Here is a 17,621-nt window from a genome sequence, read left to right on the forward strand (position 1 = left end):
GAGCTGACAACGGGCGTGGGAGCATTGAGCGATGGGCGTTTCAAAACAGCAGGCGGTGGAGAACCGGAAGACCATCATTGCGGCTTCGGAGAAGTTGTTCCGTGCGCATGGAATCGATGGTGTGGGCCTGAGCGCGCTGATGAAGGCCGCGGGCTTTACTCAGGGCGGGTTCTACAACCACTTCGAATCGAAGGAGGCGCTGGCCGCTGAAGTCGTGGCGACTGCGATGGACAAGTCCAACCGCGACCTGACAGAAGCCATTGCCGCGCCGCTCGAGCCGGGCGGGAATCGCCTGAAGCGGCAGGTGGACTTTTACCTGTCCGGGACGCATTGCAGCGATATCGAGCAGGGTTGCGCGATAGCCGGCCTCACCGCGGACGTGCGCCGGCTTGGGCATGAGGCACAGTCGCACTTTGCAAGCGGCTTGCAAACGATGCTTGAAACATTGACAGCGCTTGTCGCGGAACAGCGCGACGAAAGCGGAGATACGGGCGAAGCGCGCCGGGAGGCAATCGCGTTCTACAGCGAGATGGTCGGTGCGCTCATCCTGTCGCGGGCGGTAGCCGACGCCAATCCCCAACTCGGAGAGGAAATACTGAACGCGAACCGTCAGATGCTGCTCAGCAAATTCGCGCTGGAAGAGGGGCAGGGCAAACGCTGACTTTCTGGCCGCGTTTCAACGGTGTATTCGCGTGCGAAAGAAGGACTACCACTCCAGGTGGCGTCAGGGAAACCGACAATGCGTCTATCAAAGATTGATCTAAATCTGTTTGTTGTTTTCGAAGCAGTCTATAAAACGCGCAACCTGACGCGCGCAGCGGAGCTGCTATTCATCACGCAGCCTGCTGTCAGCAATGCATTGGCGCGTATGCGCAAGGCGTTCGATGATCAACTCTTTGTGAGCACGTCGGCCGGCATGGTGCCGACTCCGGTTTCCGAAAACATCATTGGGCGCGTCCGCGAGGCACTGCTGCTGCTCGATTCGAGTACCCATGCCGGAGAACTATTCGATCCGGCCTCGTCGGAACGGACATTCCGGCTTAGCATGAACGACCTGACCGAGGCGTTGCTACTCCCTGCACTGGAGGAAGTTCTGCAACGCCTCGCACCCGGCATACGCATCGAAAGCTATTTCACGACGCGCAGAGAGGTGCCCGAAGCATTGGCGAGCGGTGCGGTCAATCTCGCGATCGATGCGCCTCTGATTGACGACCCATACCTCGAGCAGGAGCCGTTGAGCCGGGACCGGTATGCCTGCATGCTGCGTCAGGAGCACCCGTTTTCGAAGAAGAAGCTAACCATCGATGATTACCTCGGCTTCGGTCACATTCACGTGTCCAGCCGGCGGCAGGGGCCCGGTCTGGTCGACGCGGAACTGAACAAGCTGGGTCTCAGGCGCTCGATCCAGACCCGGGTTCAGCACTATCTGGTCGCCCCGTTGATCGCGATGCGGACCGATCTCGTCCTTACTGCACCTCTAACGCTCCTTCAGCGTTATGACGCACGCATCCTGGAGCTGCCGTTCGATCTCCCCAATCTCGAGTCACATTGCTACTGGCACCGAAGCGTCACGGGGGATCCGGCGCATCGTTGGCTACGCGAGCAGATCGGCGGACTCATGCAGGAAGCGTAGACATCAGGTGTCACGAAAATTTATCGCCTGCTATCACAACAATAAATTTCCTGAATGAGGCGGGGGTCGGTATTGTTCTAGTCATGTTTAGACGAGGATGGCATGGCGGAACTCTACCTTGTACGGCATGGTCAGGCGTCGTTCGGCGCAGACAACTATGACGAGCTATCACCTTCCGGTTATACGCAATCACAATGGCTCGGCGAGTACTTCGCGCACAGCAAATTGGAGTTTGATCGGGTTGTCATCGGCACGATGCGACGGCATGAGCAAACCGCTGACGCCATTCTCGCAGCGATGCGAGGTTCGCAAGTCGAGGTCGTGCAAGACGCGGGTTTGAACGAATACGATTTCCAAGGCTTGTTTGCGGCTCTTGGCGAAGACGAGTTTCCGCCGGGCTCTTCTGCCGAAAGTTCGAAGAAGAACTTCTACAAACGGCTCAAGAAGGCGCTGCAACTTTGGTCCGACGATCTCCTGCCCGGGCGCGTTTCCGAAACATGGCGACAGTTCCAGGCGCGCGTTGAGCGCGCACGTCTCACCATCCAGCAAGCCGGTGGCAGGCGGGTTCTGGTAGTGAGTTCCGGTGGTCCGATTGCCGTCTTTGCCCAGCAGATTCTGCAGGCGCCGGCGGCGGCCGCCATTGCGCTCAACATGCAGATTCGAAATAGCAGCGTTTGCCAATATGTCTTTAACGACACCGCAATGTCGTTAGTCAGCTTCAACTCACTGCCTCATCTCGACCCTATCGAGAGGCGCGAATTCGTCACCTACGGTTGATTTGAATCGGGACTCCCGCACACTATGAATACTGGCCTTCAACTCGACGTCGAAAAGCTCACGCGTTATTTGACGGCGCACGTGCCCGGGTTTCAGGGGCCGTTGTCCGTCGAGAAATTTGTTGGCGGACAATCCAATCCAACGTTCCTCCTGAAAGCGGACAGCGGCAGCTATGTTTTGCGGCGTCAGCCGCCCGGAATGCTGCTCAAGTCCGCGCATGCGGTGGACCGTGAATTCCGCGTGCTAACGGCCCTCGGTCCAACGCCGGTCCCTGTTGCGCGCGCATTTCATCTTTGCGAGGATCGTGACGTCATCGGCAGCATGTTTTACGTCATGAGTTTCGAGGATGGACACATCTTCTGGAATCCGGCATTGCCGGAAGTAGCCGTCGGAGAGCGCGGCGCCATCTACGATGCTCTGCTCGGGACGATGGCGGCCCTCCATGACGTGGATGTCGAGGCGGTTGGTTTAGCCGATTACGGTCGCCCCGGAAATTATTTCGCGCGCCAGATCGACGTATGGACCAAACAGTATCGTGCGGCGCAGACCGACGTGCTGGATTCCGTCGAGGCACTGATCGAGTGGCTTCCGGCGCACTGTCCCGTCGAAGCCGGCAAGCCTTCGCTCGTACACGGCGATTTCCGTATCGACAACCTCATTTTCACGCGCGGCTCGTCGCAGGTTCGCGCGGTTCTCGACTGGGAACTCTCCACGCTCGGGAATCCTCTGGCCGACCTCGCGTACTTTTGCATGTGCCTGCGATTGCCTCCTAACGGTCACATCGCCGGGCTTGAAGGGTTGAACAGAGCAGAGTTGGGCGTGCCGGATGAGGCGGTGATCATCGAACAGTACTGCCGGCTGCGGGGCATTGCGTCGATCGAGAACTGGAATTTCTATCTTGCGTTCAGCTTCTTCCGGCTTGCCGCCATCGCGCAGGGCGTAAAGAAGCGGGCCTTGGGCGGCAATGCGTCGAATGACAAGGCGCGCCAGGTCGGGGAGATGGCAGGGACGCTTGCGAAGATGGGCGTTGCCCTGATCTGACAGCAGGCGGAAGACGGGAAACCTGAAAAAAACACATGGAGGCAGATTGTGACTACTAATTTATTTAGTCTGGAAGGAAAGATTGCACTGGTGACTGGCGCCAGCCGAGGTATTGGGGAGGAGATTGCCAGGCTGCTCGCCGAGCAAGGCGCCCACGTAATCGTGTCGAGCCGCAAGCTCGAAGATTGCGAGGCGGTGGCGAACGAGATCAACAACGCGGGCGGGAGTGCAGAGGCAAAACCCTGCCATGTCGGGCGCGTCGAGGACATTCTCGCGATCTTCCAGCATATTCGCGCGCGACATGGTCGCCTGGATATCCTGGTCAACAACGCGGCGACGAATCCCTATTTCGGCCACATTCTCGATACCGATCTGACGTCGTTCGAAAAGACGGTGGAGGTCAACTTGCGCGGTTACTTCTTCATGTCCGTAGAAGCTGGCAAGTTGATGCGGGAGAACGGCGGCGGCGCGATTGTCAACACGGCTTCCGTCAACGCGTTACAGCCGGGCGATAAGCAAGGGATCTACTCGATCACGAAAGCCGCCGTCGTCAACATGACGCGGGCATTCGCGAAAGAGTGTGGGCCGTTGGGGATTCGGGTGAATGCGCTGCTTCCCGGCCTGACCAAAACCCGATTCGCCGGGGCGCTGTTCGACGATCAGGCCATCTACGAAAGCTGGATGTCCAAAATTCCGCTGCGCCGTCACGCGGAGCCTCGCGAGATGGCGGGTACCGTGCTTTATCTGGTCTCCGATGCCGCGAGCTATACCAATGGGGAGTGCATTGTCGTCGACGGTGGACTGACGATTTAATCACCAGGTCGATGCACGGCATTGAACGATGCATCGACGACATTTACCAGGAATCAGGAAGATTAAAAATGGATTTTTCATATAACCCGAAAATGGAAGCGCTGCGCGCGCAGGTTCGCGCGTTCATGGACGCACATATCGTTCCGCGCATCCGGCAATGGCACGAAGAAGTGAGTGCGGGGCAATACCCGGTCTCCTTCATGGAGAGCTTGAAGGAACAGGCGCGTGCGGAGGGCCTCTGGAATCTTTTCCTTCCGCATCTGCGGGATGACGAGCCAGGCACCCGGCTGACCAATCTCGAGTACGCCCCGTTGGCCGAGATCATGGGGCGCGTGTCGTGGGCGTCCGAGGTATTCAACTGCAATGCTCCTGACACGGGCAATATGGAACTGCTCCATATGTTTGCCACGCCGGCGCAGCGCGAAGAGTGGCTCGAGCCTCTACTCGACGGCAAGATCCGCTCGGCGTTTGCGATGACGGAGCCGGCAGTGGCTTCCTCGGATGCGACCAATATCACTACGTCGATTCGTCGTGACGGAGATGACTATGTCATCGATGGCCGAAAGTGGTTCATCACGAACGCGGCACACCCGAATTGCAAGCTCTTCATCGTGATGGGAAAAACAGACCCTGACGCACCGGCCCACCGTCAGCAAAGCATGATTCTCGTGCCTCGCGATACGCCGGGCGTCAAGATGATCCGGAATATCACAGTGGTCAATCACGTGGCGCCGGAAGGACACTGCGAGATCGAGTTCAAAGACGTGCGCGTACCTCGGTCGAATCTGCTCGGCGAAGAGGGGAGCGGCTTTGCGCTCGCCCAGGCGCGCCTTGGACCGGGACGGATTCACCACTGCATGCGTTCGATCGGCGCCGCTGAACTGGCGCTCGAGTTGATGGTGGAGCGGGCCCAGGCGCGCACGGCATTTGGCAAGATGCTGCATGAGCAAGGTACGGTTGCCGAATGGATCGCGAGGTCGCGAATCGAAATCGATCAGGCGAGGTTGCTTGTTCTGAAGGCTGCGTGGATGATCGATAACGTGGGCGCGAAAGAAGCACGCAAGGAAATCGCGATGATCAAGGCGCTCGTGCCGAGCGTGCATACGGCCGTTTGCGACCGGGCGATGCAGGTATTCGGCGCGATGGGGCTGAGTCCCGATACGCCGCTGGCGGATAGCTGGACCTGGGGGCGTGCGCTGCGCTTTGCCGATGGCCCGGATGAGGTTCACCTGCAGAGCATCGCTCGCATGGAAATCAAGGCCCAGCGGTACGAGCCGGGAAGCGAAAATCCCTACTTGATGACGCCGGTGTAGGGCATAGGCCGGCTCTTTTCGGACTTCGACTGCGGGCGATGCAACGTCGCCCCAGTCGCCGCGCATGTGACGCTTTGGGTAATGAATGCGCCGATGTGGTCGCCGGCATGTTAGCGAGACGACTGGCCGCCGTCCTCTGACCCACTCGGCAGAGACCGCGTCTCTTCTGACGGCTCGGTGGCGAGTACGCTTTCGAAGGTATCCATCAAGCTGGACACAGTGTGTTCGGGTGACCAAAGGCGTCCCGACTCGCCACTGTCCCGGCTCGCTTCCCGCGCCGCCAGCGCTGCGTTGCCATAGATGCCGACGAGCGACAGTCTGTGATCGAGTATTGCCGGCGGGACATGCGGAAGCAGGTCTCGGAGCTGCGCGTTGCAACGCTGATAGCCCAGATTCCACTTGTTTTCTAACGCTCAATGACAGCAACTTTCCCCAGCTGCGCGGCGTCGCTCTGGCTAACTACTTCTCCGATCCGCATTTCCGCGCCAGGCTCGCGCCTCCGCCGGAAGAGGATATCGCCGCGGCCGTGCGGCATTGGGCGTCCGTCTTCGGGATGACCGTGACCTGGAACGATCTGGCCTGGCTGCGCTCCCTTACCAGCGTGCCGTTGATTGTCAAAGGCATCCAGCATCCCGACGACGCGAAGCGGGCGATCGACGCCGGCGTCGACGTCGTCTACTGCCCCAATCATGGTGGCCGCCAGGCCAATGCTGGAATCGCTCAATCGATCTCCTGCCCGCGCTCGTCAGCGCGTGTGGCGACGTTCCGGTCTGGTTCGACTCCGGCATCCGTTCCGGAACCGATGTGATCAAGGCGCTCGCCATGGGGGCCAGCATGGTCGGCGTCGGCCGGCCCTATGCCTACGGCCTGGCGCTGGGCGGCGAGGCCGGCGTGGTCCACGTGGTCCAGTCCATCCAGGCTGAGGCGGATCTGCTCATGGCCGTCGACGGATTCCCCGATCTTGCGGCACTGCGAGCCGCCGGCGTGCGCCGGACGCGCCCGTAGCTTTCCCGCGGCGCTCCGCCGGCACCCCATCGATCTCCCCCGTTCAGGGGATAGTCCCGGATGTCCGATCGCCCCGATCATGGCACTACTCGGGGATGCCACCGTATGCGAGATGCAACGACGAGCCGGTGCCAGCCCGCTATCCATATCTAGACACGAGGAGATACAGATGCAGAACACCGTACAGAGCGCGACGCCATCCGCCTACGCCTATCCACTGTTGATCAAGCATTTGTTGCACACGCCGTTCGCTCAGGCGCCGAATCAGGAAATCGTCTACCGCAACCAGCTGCGGATGACGTACAGCCAGTTGCAGGAACGGATCGCGCGGCTCGCCAACGGTCTCGCCGGGTTGGGCGTGCGCCACGGCAGCACGGTCGCGGTGATGGACTGGGACAGTCATCGCTATCTGGAGAGCTACTTCGCTGTGCCGATGATGGGCGCCGTGTTGCAGACGGTCAACGTGCGGCTATCGCCGGCGGAGATCGTCTACACGATCAATCACGCGCGCGCCGAAGTGCTGTTCGTTCACGCCGATTTTCTGCCCGTCGTGGAAGCGATTAAAGATCAGCTCGAAACGGTGCGCGCATTCGTGCGGATCGAAGAGCCGGACAGCGAGGCGTTCGAGCACACCATTCCGTTCGCGACGGAATACGAAGCGATGCTGGCGGCGAGTGCAACGAAGTACGACTTTCCAGACTTCGACGAAAACACCCGGGCCACCACGTTCTATACGACGGGCACGACCGGCCTGCCCAAGGGCGTGTACTTCTCGCATCGTCAGCTGGTCCTGCACACCATCACGCTGATGGCGGCGCTCGCGAGCCCGGTGTCGGGGCAGCGCTTTCATCGTGGCGACGTCTATATGCCGCTCACGCCGATGTTTCATGTGCACGCATGGGGCATGCCGTACATCGCAACGGTGCTCGGCGTGAAGCAGGTCTATCCCGGCCGCTATGTGCCCGAGCGGCTGGTGAAACTGGTGCGCGACGAGGGCGTCACGTTCTCGCATTGCGTGAGCACGATTCTCCACATGCTGCTCAATTGCCCCGAGTCGGAGTCCGCGGATTTCAGCAACTGGAAAGTCGTGATCGGCGGCGGCGCGCTGCCGCACGGCATCGCGCTTGCCGCGATGGAACGTGGCATCGACGTGTTCGTCGGCTATGGCATGTCCGAAACCTGTCCCGTCCTGAGTCTCGCCCAGCTTCCGCAGAACTACGAGCAGCTCGACACCGAGGAGCAAGTGCGCCTGCGCTGCAAGACCGGTCTGCCGGTTCCGCTCGTCGACCTGCGTATCGTCGACGAATCGTTGAAGGACGTCGTGCACGACGGCAATGCGTATGGCGAGGTCGTCGTGCGTGCCCCGTGGTTGACCCAGGGATACTTCGACAACCCGGAAGCGTCGGAACAGCTCTGGGCAGGCGGCTACCTGCATACGCAGGACATCGCGAACATCGACGCGACCGGCAATCTGCAGATCACCGACCGCATCAAGGACGTGATCAAGTCCGGCGGCGAGTGGATCTCGTCGCTCGAGATCGAAAGCCTGATCTCGCTGCACCCGGCTGTCTCGGAGGTCGCGGTGATCGGGATCAAGGACGAGAAATGGGGCGAAAGGCCCGTAGCGCTGGTGGTGCTCAAGGCTGGCACCGCGCTCACCGAGGACGACATCAAGCAGCACGTTCTCAAGTTCACCCACAGCGGGCAGATCTCGAAGTACGCGGTGCCGCAGATCGTCAAATTCATCGACTCGCTGGAGAAGACGAGCGTCGGCAAGATGAACAAGAAGTGGCTGCGCGCGCAGTTCGCGTAACCGGACACGAGGAGCAGGCACGATGAGTATCAACGAATATCGCATCGCGACGATCGACGACTTCGTCGGCCGCGAGCTGGGACTGTCGGACTGGGTCACGGTCGATCAGGCGCGCATCGACGCGTTCGCGCAATGCACGGGCGACAAGCAGTGGATCCACGTGGACGTGGAGCGCGCGAAACGCGAAAGCCCGTTCGGCGGCACGATCGCCCACGGCTATCTGACGCTCTCGCTGCTTGCCGCGCTGGCCATCGAGATCGGCCTGATTCCCGAGGATGCGTCGGCCGGCCTCAATTACGGACTGGACAAGGTGCGTTTCATGACACCGGTGAAGGCCGGCGCGCGGGTGCGCAACCGCGTGACCGTCATGTCCGTGGAGGCGAAAGGCGGCGGCCGGATCATCGTGAAGACGATGAACGAGCTGCAGATCGAGGGCGAGGACAAGCCGGCACTGATCGCCGAGTCACTGGCGATGTTGGTGGCATGACCTCTACTACTGTTGACAAAACAAAGCGTCGTTCGAGGAGCATCAAGATGGCGGAGACAACTGACAACGCGTCGCGAAACGATCAGACGGATGATCTCGCGGCATCGGCCGCCGAAGGCATGCTGGGCCCCAACCCGTTTGTCGGGCTGCGCCCGTGCGACATTCTGGCGACCGCGCAGCAGATCGGCACGCAGGCGCTGCGGCAACCCGGCCTGGTCCTCGAGCAGGAAGCGGCGCTGGTGCGCGAACTGATCGCCGTGCTCTACGGCGGCGCCCGCGATGGCGCCCGCGATGGCGCGCAAGCGTCGCCGCCGAAGCCCGACAGGCGGTTTGCCGACCCTGCCTGGCGCGACAACTCGCTCTACCGCGTTACGCTGGAGAGCTACCTTGCATGGCGCAACGCGCTCGCCGGATTTGTCGAGCGCTCCGCGCTGGATCCGAAATCAAAGGAGCGCGCGCAGTTCGTGATGTCGCTGTTCACCGAGGCGCTGTCGCCGACGAACACGCTGTTCGGCAATCCTGAAGCGTTGAAGAAGATCGTCGATTCGGGCGGCGCGAGCCTCATTGGCGGCATGAAGAACCTCATGACGGACTTGCTGCAGAACCAGGGCATGCCCGCGCAGGTCGACAAGGCCGCGTTCAAGGTGGGCAAGAATCTCGGCACCACGCCGGGAGTGGTGGTGTTTCGCAACGAGGTGCTCGAGCTGATCCAGTATGCGCCGGCGACCCCGCAGGTCTACAGCCGCCCGCAATTGATCGTGCCGCCTCAGATCAACAAGTTTTATGTGTTCGACCTGTCCGAAGGCAAGAGCATCGTGGACTACCTCGTCAAAGGCGAGTTTCAGGTGTTCGTCGTGAGCTGGCGCAATCCGACCGCGGCGCAGAGCCACTGGGATCTGGACACATACGTCGGTGCGCTCCTCGAAGCGATCGCGGCGGTGCGCGACATCACGGGCAGCGACGATGTGAATCTGCACGGCGCATGTTCCGGCGCAATGACGATCTCCGCGCTGCTCGGTCACCTCGCGGCTCGCGGCGAAACGACCGTCAACGCCGCGACGCTGATGGTCGCCGTGCTGGACAACAAGGCGGACTCGCAACTCGGCCTCTTCGCCACGCCCGAAGCCATTGCGGCGGCGAAACAGAACAGCCTGTCGAAGGGTGTGCTCGCCGGCGAGGAGATGGGGCGCGTGTTCGCTTGGATGCGGCCCAACGATCTGGTGTGGAACTACTGGGTCAACAACTATCTGCTGGGCAAGACGCCACCCGCGTTCGACATTCTCTACTGGAACAACGACGCAACCCGGTTGCCGGCGCGCATGCATGGCCAGCTGCTCGACATCTTCGTGGGCAATCTGTTCAGCAAGCCACGCGCGCTGTCGGTGCTGGGCACGCCGATCGACCTGTCCGGCGTCACGTGCGACAAGTACGTAGTGGCGGGCATGACGGATCACATCACGCCGTGGAAGGGCGTGTACAACACGGCGCGGACGTTCGGCGGCGACACGCGGTTCGTGCTGAGTTCGAGCGGGCACATCCAGAGCCTGATCAACCCGCCAGGCAATCCGAAGGCGAAGTTCTTCGTCAATGCCGGCTTGCCGGCGAATGCCGACGCATGGCTGGCCGGCGCGCAGGCGCAGAAAGATTCGTGGTGGGGCAATTGGACGGACTGGCTGCGCGAGCGGTCCGGCGAACGGCGCGCGGCGCCGGCCGCGCCCGGCAACGAGCGGCACCCGGCAGGCGTCAAGGCGCCGGGCACCTATGTGATGGAAGCATGACGCACATCCTTTTGGCCGGGTGATGGCCAGCCTTTTCCCGATGCAATTTTTTGGAGAGTCGACCATGGATTCAACCAACGCTAACAGCATTTTCACCGAGTACACGAAGCTCATCGGTCAGTTCAAGCTGCCGGGTATCGACGCCGGCGCGATCCTCGAGTTGCGCCGCAAGGACATCGAGGCACTCGCCGAGGCCAACACCACCGCACTCTCGGGCTTCCAGTCGCTTGCCAGCAAGCAGGCGGACATTCTGCGAACGACGCTCACCGAACTGCAGTCGCTGGTCGGTCGCCTGAGCGCGTCGGGCGGCCAGCCCGCGAACGCCGGCGAAGTGGTTCAACAGGCACTGCACAAGGCGCTGACCGACATGCAGGAACTCGCCGACACGGCGTACCGCGCGCAGTCGGACAGCGTGGCGGTGGTCACGAAGCGCGTCGCGGAGCACGTCGAAGAGTTGAAGACGCTGCTGCAACCGAAGAAGTAAGGCGGCCTCGCGATGCGACGCGCCCAATCCCCGATATCATGCTCCACCAGAGGGTCGTCCGGATGATAGATATGGAACCCACCCCCGCGTCTGTCGGCGGCATGCAAATCCAGATGGTCGATCTCAATGGCCAGTTGTTGCGTGTCGCGACGCGGCAGGGCAGCGACGCGTCGCCGCCGCTGCTCATTTTCAACGGCATCGGCGCCAACCTCGAACTGGTGGAGCCGTTCGTCACCGCGCTCGAGGACGTGAGCGTGATCATCTTCGACGTCCCCGGCGTGGGCGGTTCGCCCGCGCCCGTCGTGCCGTATCGCTTCTCGACACTGTCCGTGCTGAGCGAGCGGCTGCTATCGCGGCTCGGCTACGACGGACCCGTCGATGTGCTCGGTGTTTCGTGGGGCGGCGCGCTCGCGCAGCAATTCGCGCGTCTCTATCCGGCGCGTTGCCGCCGGTTGATTCTCGCGGCGACCTCGCCGGGCGTCATCATGGTGCCGGCGAAACTGTCGGTGTTGTCGAAGCTGATCGGACCGCGCCGCTATACCGATCCGGCCTATCTTCAGGAGGTGGGCGCGGAAATCTACGGTGGTGCGTACCGGCGGGATCCGTCGTTGCTGCGGGATCACGCGCGGCATATTCAGGCGCCCCGCGGCCGCGGCTACCTCTACCAGTTGCTGGCCGCTTCGGGCTGGAGCAGCCTGCCCTGGCTCGGCGCGTTGCGCCAGATGACGCTCGTGATGCACGGCAACGACGATCCCATCGTCCCGCTCACCAACGCGAAGATTCTCGCCGCTCGCATCCGCAACGCGACGCTGTATGTGATCGACGACGGCCACCTGTTCCTCATCACGCGCGCCAGGGAGGTCGCTCCCGTGGTGCGCCGGTTTCTGCGGCAGGAGGCGGGTTGAGTGCCGTCGCGGATGGCGACGAAGGTGCGCGGCGTGCCGCGGCCGCTGCGCCGGAGTACCTGAAAACGCTGCGCCTGAAGCGGATGCGGCGAACCGCGACGTGTCTGCTCGCGGTGCTGATCGCGCTGCTGCTCATGTCCGTCGCCTGGCAGGGCGAGTATCCGTGGCTGGCATGGTTGCGGGCATTTGCGGAAGCGGGCACGGTCGGCGCGATCGCGGACTGGTATGCGGTCGTCGCGTTGTTCCGGCGGCCGTTCGGTCTGCCGGTCCCGCATACGGCAATTATTCCGCAGAACCAGCAGCGGATCGCCGAGAGTCTCGGCAACTTCGTCGAAGAGAATTTCCTGACGCCTGAGCTTATCATCGGCAAACTGAGCGGCCACAATGCCGCGCAGGCGCTGGCGCAGTGGCTCGCTGTGCCGGCCAACAGCCGGGCGATCGCCGACGTCGTCGCGGATTCGCTGCCGGGATTGCTGAACGGGATAGACGAAGCGGACGTCGAGCGCTTCTTCGAGCGTATGGTGATACCGCAATTGCGTGCGCTCGATGTCTCACGTGCGACCGGCAGCGTGCTGAAAGTGCTGACGGACGGGGGCAGGCATCGGCCGTTGCTGGACCACGGGCTTCTGGCGCTGGAGAAGTGGCTGACGGCCAACGTGGACATGATCAAGGCGAGATTCAGCGCGGCCTCGAGATACACGCCCGTGCCGCTCGATACGTATATCGTCAGGAAATTTGTCGAAGGTATGATCGCGCTGCTTCATGACGTGGCGGCGAATCCCGATCACGAGCTTCGCCATCAGTTCGACGACGCGGCGCAGGACCTGATCGTCCAGTTGCAGACCTCGGCGGTACATCGCCGCGTCGGCAAATCGTTGATGCGCGACTGCATTCGCTACTTCAGAAACGGGGACTCGTACCGCGTACTGCTCGACTACGTGTGCACACGCGTGAGCGCTGATCTCGCGCACGAGCATTCGGCAATGCGTGGAGCGCTGGCGGGCATGCTGGCGGCGCTCGCGAGAGGCGTGGGCAGCGAGCCTGCGATCCAGCGCAAGCTCAACGCCTGGTGGCTCGCGCTGGCTCACGAACTGGTTGTGCGCTATCGGCGCGAACTGTCGGCGCTCATCACCGACGTCGTGAAAAGCTGGAACGCGGATGAAGTGAGCGCGAAGATCGAAGCGGAAATTGGCCGCGATCTGCAATACATCCGGATCAACGGCACGTTCGTGGGCGGCACGGTCGGCGTGCTGCTCCATGCGGCCGCACTCATGGTCACGCGGTGACACGCATGAGCGAGTGGCTCGCCGAAAATGCATGACTAGCCTGCTAGGTTTGCTTCACGAGCCCCAATGCCTGCGCGCGCGCAACGGCTTGCGCGCGCTTGTCGACTGAGAGCTTCATGAAGATGCTCTTCACATGAGACTTGACGGTCTCCGGCGCGATGCCGAGGGTGCGCGCGATTTCCTTGTTCGACTGCCCGTCGGCGATCAGGTCGACGATGTTGCGTTCGCGTGCGCTGAGCGCTTCCCGTTCGGTGTCCCGCGCGGATTTGCTGCCGGGCTGGTACAACGCGCGCCAGCCGTCGAGCAGACGGTCCACATAGCACAGCAGTGTTTTCGTCTGCGCGGTCGCGCGCGTGTCGTCGCGAACGGCCTGCAGCAGCGCGCCGATTTCCGGAAACAGGTCGATGATCGACTGATAGATGCCCGCGGCCGCGGCCTCCTTCAGCAGGTCGCGAAAGATCTCGACGGCGCGGTCGCGTTCGTCAGCACCCAGACAGATCAGGGCGAGCACGCTTCGCAGGCGCAGGGCGAGATAGTTCTCGTGCCGTGCGTCGACGACCTCCAACGCTGCCGTCACGATTTCAATGCCGTCTTGCGTCCGCTTCTGCGCCATCGCGAGATAGGCCGCCGCGAGCGAACGATAGGTTCCGATCTCCGGCGAGACGGCAGGCGAATCAGCGGTGCCCGGAGCGGCGAGATGTTCCAGTTGCGCGACGCATCCCGCGGCTTCCGCCATTCGTCCTTCCAGCAGATAGAGCCGCGTGCGCTCGACGAGGCCGCCCGCGATCAGCCGGTTCCAGTGGCGCGCATGGCCGAGCGCCTCTCCCTGGTTGAGCAGCGCGTAGGCCCGCACGGTATTGGAACGCGCGGCTGCGATCCGGATGAGCAACCGGAACGCGATCAACGTGCTGTCGAGCAGGACCGCCAGTTCGATCACCGGCATGAGATCGACGAGCAATGCCTCGGCCTCGTCGAGCCGGCCCTGCTCGTAGCGGATCTGCGCGATCATCGGTGCGCACAGCGCGGCGGAGACGGATTGCGGACCGGAATGACGCTCGGCCAACTGCATCGCCTCGGTGAAATACCGCTCGGCCAGATCGAAGTGCATCTGCTGCATCTCCGCATGACCGAGCAGGCACAGACGGTAGGTCGAAGAGAAGACATTGCGCTGGTCCTCTTCGATCGAATAGGGGATCCACGGCGTCGCGTAGAGCGCTTCGAGGTTGCCTGCCTTCCAGTGCGCGAAGCGCACGACATTGGAGGCGACATTGGTGCTCCAGATATCGGTCGACGGCCGCTCGAGGCACGGTTGCGCGATTGCGAGCGCTCCTTGCGGATCGTCCTGCAGCGCGATCGCGACCGAGCGGATCACCCGGCACTCCCAGCGGATGCTGTCGGGGTCGGCACTCGCGTGCGCATCGCGCTCGATCGTATCCAGCATCGCCAGCGCATCGTTCGAACGAATCGCGAGCGCCATGCCCCAGGCGATCGCCAGCGTGACCTCGACCTGTCCGCGCATCAGGTGCGCCGGAAAATGGCGTTGCCAGCCGAGCAGCGTCAGCAGGTCGCCTTTCTTGACGAGCGCCATCGCGCAGTTGCCGATCAGGGCGATCGCATCGTCCGTGTCGCCTGCGGCGATCGCGTGCCTGACAGCGTCCGTCCAGATTTCCTGCGATGCATACCACCGGCACGCGCGGCGATGCAGATCCGCCAGTTCGTCGCCCGACTGCGCGCCCAGGCGTTGGCGCAGATACTCGCGCAGCAGAGGGTGATAGCGGAACCAATGCCCTTCGAGATCCATCGGCTCCAGCAGCAACTGGCGCGCGGCGATAGCTTCCAGCATGCTCTGACTGGCTTTGACACCGGTTACGGCCTGGCAGAGCGGGGCAGTCAACCGATCGAGTATCGCCGTGCGCAGCATGAAGACGACCATGTCGTCGGGCAAGCGCATGAGCATGTCTTCGAGGTAGGCGGCGAACGGCCGTGAAGCGCCGGACGGCACACTCGACTCCCAACCCGGCCTGGGTTCTTCGCGCGACAGCACCGACGCCGAAATGCGTAACGCGGCCGCCCAGCCCTCCGTGCTCGCGTGCAGCGATTTCACGCCGGACGTGCCCAGCCTGCCAGGACATTCGCGTTCGACAAAGCAGCGCGTCTCGTCGAAATTGAAACGCAGTGTCGACGCGTCAACTTCGAGCAGTTCGTTTTGCGCTCTCAGCCTGGCGAGCGGCAGCGCGGAGTCCGCACGGGTGCAAACGATCACATGCACGTGCGACGGCGCGTTCGCGATGAAGAACGACATGGCGTCGTGAATCGCCGGAAGGCTGATCAGATGGTAATCGTCGAGGAACAGACACACCTCGTCCTCGACCTCCACGAGGTCGTTGATCAGCGTCGAGACGACGGCGTGCGCGGGAGCCAGAGAGCCGCCTGCCGTCAGCCCGATCGCCGACGCGCCGACGTTGTTGCAGGCATGCCGCAACGAGCGGGCGAGATGGTGGAGGAAGCGCGCGGGTTCGTCGTCTTCGTCATCGAGCGACAGCCACGCTACGCGCGCGCCGCTTGCGCGCAGCCGGTTGAGCCAGGTGATCGCGAGCGAGGTCTTGCCGAAGCCGGCGGGCGCTTTGATAACGGTGAGCCGCTTGTCCTCTGCCTGAGTCACCAGATCGAACAGGCGCGGACGATCGATCAGCCCCGGCGACAGGCGCGGCGGAAGAACCTTCGTAGCGAGCAGGAGGGGCAGCTTCTCGGCGGGCATGGGTTCCTTGGTCAGACGCATGAACTGCTTCGGGCATTTGGGTTCTCCCTGGGTACCCTCCCCCGTCCATGCGATCGCGCTCCCCTGTACGGGGGATATTGCGCAGCGCTTCGCGGGTACACCATGGTTTCCATAGAGGACATCGAAGTGCAACCGGACCAGCCTGCAGCGCGCCGATCGGCGATTGCGTCACAGGCCCGTCGAGCACGCCCGGGACCGGTGCGTCACCGAGGAAATGATACGCCCAACCACCTCCAAGGAGGAGACATGTCGACCGCATCGCATCACGTTGCAACGCACAAACTCGGCCCGCTAGGTGCTGAACCTGAGTTGTCGGAGATGGGGCAGATGGTTCAGCAGACCGTCCATCGTTACGCGGAAGAGGTCATGCGCCCCGTCGGCGTCAAACTCGATCGCATGACGCCGGAGGAGGCCATCGCGCCGGGGTCGCCTTACTGGGACGCCCGCAAAAAATTCGTCGAGCTGGGGTTCGGCGTCGACGGGCTCTTTGAGCTCGAGCCAGCCGAACGTGCCAAAACCATGTGCATCCTGTTCGAGGAACTCGGCTGGGGCGATTCCGGGCTTGCGGTTTCGTACGGTGCGGGGTTGCTCCCGGCGCTGATGAGCGCGCTGTCAGGCAACCCGTTTTGCCGGGCCCTGGCGCCGGATTCGAAGCTCGGCTGCTGGGCGATCACGGAACCCGATCATGGCTCCGACATGCTGGACGCGAGTGGCATGATCCTGCACCCGCAGGGAACCTACGGCCGGCCCAACTGCGTGGCCACGCTGCGCGGCGACGACGTGATCATCAATGGGCAGAAGTCGGCATGGGTGTCGAATGGCATCGTCGCGGATGTCTGCATTCTCTACTGCGCGGCGGACAGCGGCGCGGGTGTGGAGACGAAGCGCGGGGTCGCGATCGTCGTGCCGATGGACGCGCCAGGCGTGTCGCGTGGCAAGCCGCTCGACAAGATCGGACAGCGCGCCCTCAACCAGGGCGAAATCTTCTTTGAAAACGTCAAGCTTTCCAGCGATCACATCCTCGCCGGCCCGGATCAATACCTTGACGCCGTCTACGCCATTCACACGCTCGCCAACGCGATCATGGGCACCGTGTTCACCGGCGCGGCACGCGCCGCCTTCGAACTTGCCCTGGGCTATGCGCATGAACGCAAGCAGGGCGGCTTGCCGATCATTCGTCATCAGTCGGTGGCGTCGCGGCTCTTCCACATGTTCAGGAAGGTGGAAGCGGCCCGCGCTCTGGCTCACCGCGTCGTGCATTACAACTTCACGTCGCCGCATCCGTCGCTGCACGCGGCGATGACGGCCAAGATCACCGCGACCCAAACCGCCTTCGAAGTTGCCAACGACGCACTGCAGATCTTTTGCGGCAACGGACTCACGCGCGAGTATCCGATCGAAAAGATCTGGCGCGACGCGCGGGCGTCGTTGATCGAGGACGGCTGCAACGAAGTCCTCGCGATCAAGGGCGGCTACTACCTGATTGACCCCGAGCTGCTGTGAATCT

14 protein-coding genes and 1 pseudogene are annotated in these 17,621 nt (G+C 62.5%); 14 read left to right on the forward strand and 1 reads right to left on the reverse strand.

What is annotated here, in order from left to right; all coding sequences use genetic code 11:
• Positions 1-31 precede the first annotated feature (31 nt).
• The 13 genes and pseudogenes from PQR32_RS02465 to PQR32_RS02525 all read left to right on the forward strand — a co-directional run bounded on the left by PQR32_RS02465 (position 32) and on the right by PQR32_RS02525 (position 13,335).
• Entirely contained in the window at positions 32-661 is a 630-nt protein-coding gene (locus PQR32_RS02465) for a TetR/AcrR family transcriptional regulator (protein WP_408221998.1), read from the forward strand.
• A gap of 78 nt (positions 662-739) precedes the next feature.
• Complete coding sequence (locus tag PQR32_RS02470) at positions 740-1,633, forward strand: LysR family transcriptional regulator (protein WP_408221999.1); 894 nt, start codon at positions 740-742, stop codon at positions 1,631-1,633.
• 102 nt (positions 1,634-1,735) lie between these two features.
• Positions 1,736-2,410: a histidine phosphatase family protein gene (locus PQR32_RS02475; protein WP_408222000.1), complete on the forward strand. Its 675-nt coding sequence runs from the start codon at positions 1,736-1,738 to the stop codon at positions 2,408-2,410.
• 24 nt (positions 2,411-2,434) lie between these two features.
• Positions 2,435-3,451: a phosphotransferase gene (locus PQR32_RS02480; protein WP_408222001.1), complete on the forward strand. Its 1,017-nt coding sequence runs from the start codon at positions 2,435-2,437 to the stop codon at positions 3,449-3,451.
• Positions 3,452-3,499: 48 nt separating this feature from the next.
• Positions 3,500-4,264, forward strand: a complete 765-nt coding sequence (locus tag PQR32_RS02485; protein ID WP_408222002.1) for an SDR family oxidoreductase — start codon at positions 3,500-3,502, stop codon at positions 4,262-4,264.
• 68 nt (positions 4,265-4,332) lie between these two features.
• The gene (locus tag PQR32_RS02490; protein ID WP_408222003.1) at positions 4,333-5,577 is read left to right on the forward strand and encodes an acyl-CoA dehydrogenase family protein; all 1,245 of its coding nucleotides are present in this window, start codon (positions 4,333-4,335) and stop codon (positions 5,575-5,577) included.
• 85 nt (positions 5,578-5,662) lie between these two features.
• Positions 5,663-6,582 (forward strand): annotated as a pseudogene (locus PQR32_RS02495) (alpha-hydroxy-acid oxidizing protein).
• A gap of 169 nt (positions 6,583-6,751) precedes the next feature.
• A complete protein-coding gene (locus PQR32_RS02500) occupies positions 6,752-8,395 on the forward strand; it encodes a fatty acid--CoA ligase (RefSeq protein WP_408222004.1) in 1,644 nt (547 codons plus the stop codon).
• 22 nt (positions 8,396-8,417) lie between these two features.
• Positions 8,418-8,882, forward strand: coding sequence for a MaoC family dehydratase (locus PQR32_RS02505; RefSeq protein WP_408222005.1), 465 nt, complete (start codon positions 8,418-8,420; stop codon positions 8,880-8,882).
• 47 nt (positions 8,883-8,929) lie between these two features.
• Positions 8,930-10,660, forward strand: coding sequence for an alpha/beta fold hydrolase (locus PQR32_RS02510; protein WP_408222006.1), 1,731 nt, complete (start codon positions 8,930-8,932; stop codon positions 10,658-10,660).
• 64 nt (positions 10,661-10,724) lie between these two features.
• A complete protein-coding gene (locus tag PQR32_RS02515) occupies positions 10,725-11,144 on the forward strand; it encodes a phasin family protein (RefSeq protein WP_408222007.1) in 420 nt (139 codons plus the stop codon).
• 71 nt (positions 11,145-11,215) lie between these two features.
• On the forward strand, positions 11,216-12,049 hold the full coding sequence (gene phaZ / locus PQR32_RS02520) for a poly(3-hydroxyalkanoate) depolymerase (protein WP_408222008.1): 834 nt from the start codon (positions 11,216-11,218) through the stop codon (positions 12,047-12,049).
• Complete coding sequence (locus PQR32_RS02525) at positions 12,046-13,335, forward strand: DUF445 domain-containing protein (protein ID WP_408222009.1); 1,290 nt, start codon at positions 12,046-12,048, stop codon at positions 13,333-13,335. The genes phaZ and PQR32_RS02525 overlap by 4 nt, the downstream gene beginning before the upstream one ends.
• 43 nt (positions 13,336-13,378) lie before the next feature.
• Here the strand turns inward: PQR32_RS02525 and PQR32_RS02530 are convergent, their stop codons facing one another.
• Positions 13,379-16,114 carry a winged helix-turn-helix domain-containing protein gene (locus PQR32_RS02530; RefSeq protein ID WP_408222010.1) on the reverse strand — a complete coding sequence of 912 codons (2,736 nt, stop codon included), beginning with the start codon at positions 16,112-16,114 and terminating at the stop codon, positions 13,379-13,381.
• Between the two features lie 246 nt (positions 16,115-16,360).
• Here PQR32_RS02530 and PQR32_RS02535 point away from each other — a divergent pair, with 246 nt between their 5' ends.
• Positions 16,361-17,617, forward strand: a complete 1,257-nt coding sequence (locus PQR32_RS02535; RefSeq protein WP_408222011.1) for an acyl-CoA dehydrogenase family protein — start codon at positions 16,361-16,363, stop codon at positions 17,615-17,617.
• The last annotated feature ends 4 nt before the right edge of the window (positions 17,618-17,621 follow it).

The organism is Paraburkholderia dipogonis (assembly GCF_046027395.1).
In the GTDB taxonomy this organism is placed as follows: domain Bacteria; phylum Pseudomonadota; class Gammaproteobacteria; order Burkholderiales; family Burkholderiaceae; genus Paraburkholderia; species Paraburkholderia dipogonis_A.

What these genes read in the sequence shown, in the direction of transcription:
- PQR32_RS02475 (WP_408222000.1), top strand. Translation starts at nt 1,736, where the DNA reads ATGGCGGAACTCTACCTTGTACGGCATGGTCAGGCGTCGTTCGGCGCA.
- PQR32_RS02500 (WP_408222004.1), top strand. Translation starts at nt 6,752, where the DNA reads ATGCAGAACACCGTACAGAGCGCGACGCCATCCGCCTACGCCTATCCA.
- PQR32_RS02470 (WP_408221999.1), top strand. Translation starts at nt 740, where the DNA reads ATGCGTCTATCAAAGATTGATCTAAATCTGTTTGTTGTTTTCGAAGCA.
- PQR32_RS02480 (WP_408222001.1), top strand. Translation starts at nt 2,435, where the DNA reads ATGAATACTGGCCTTCAACTCGACGTCGAAAAGCTCACGCGTTATTTG.
- phaZ (WP_408222008.1), top strand. Translation starts at nt 11,216, where the DNA reads ATGGAACCCACCCCCGCGTCTGTCGGCGGCATGCAAATCCAGATGGTC.
- PQR32_RS02465 (WP_408221998.1), top strand. Translation starts at nt 32, where the DNA reads ATGGGCGTTTCAAAACAGCAGGCGGTGGAGAACCGGAAGACCATCATT.
- PQR32_RS02490 (WP_408222003.1), top strand. Translation starts at nt 4,333, where the DNA reads ATGGATTTTTCATATAACCCGAAAATGGAAGCGCTGCGCGCGCAGGTT.
- PQR32_RS02515 (WP_408222007.1), top strand. Translation starts at nt 10,725, where the DNA reads ATGGATTCAACCAACGCTAACAGCATTTTCACCGAGTACACGAAGCTC.
- PQR32_RS02530 (WP_408222010.1), bottom strand. Translation starts at nt 16,114, where the DNA reads ATGCGTCTGACCAAGGAACCCATGCCCGCCGAGAAGCTGCCCCTCCTG.
- PQR32_RS02510 (WP_408222006.1), top strand. Translation starts at nt 8,930, where the DNA reads ATGGCGGAGACAACTGACAACGCGTCGCGAAACGATCAGACGGATGAT.
- PQR32_RS02505 (WP_408222005.1), top strand. Translation starts at nt 8,418, where the DNA reads ATGAGTATCAACGAATATCGCATCGCGACGATCGACGACTTCGTCGGC.
- PQR32_RS02535 (WP_408222011.1), top strand. Translation starts at nt 16,361, where the DNA reads ATGTCGACCGCATCGCATCACGTTGCAACGCACAAACTCGGCCCGCTA.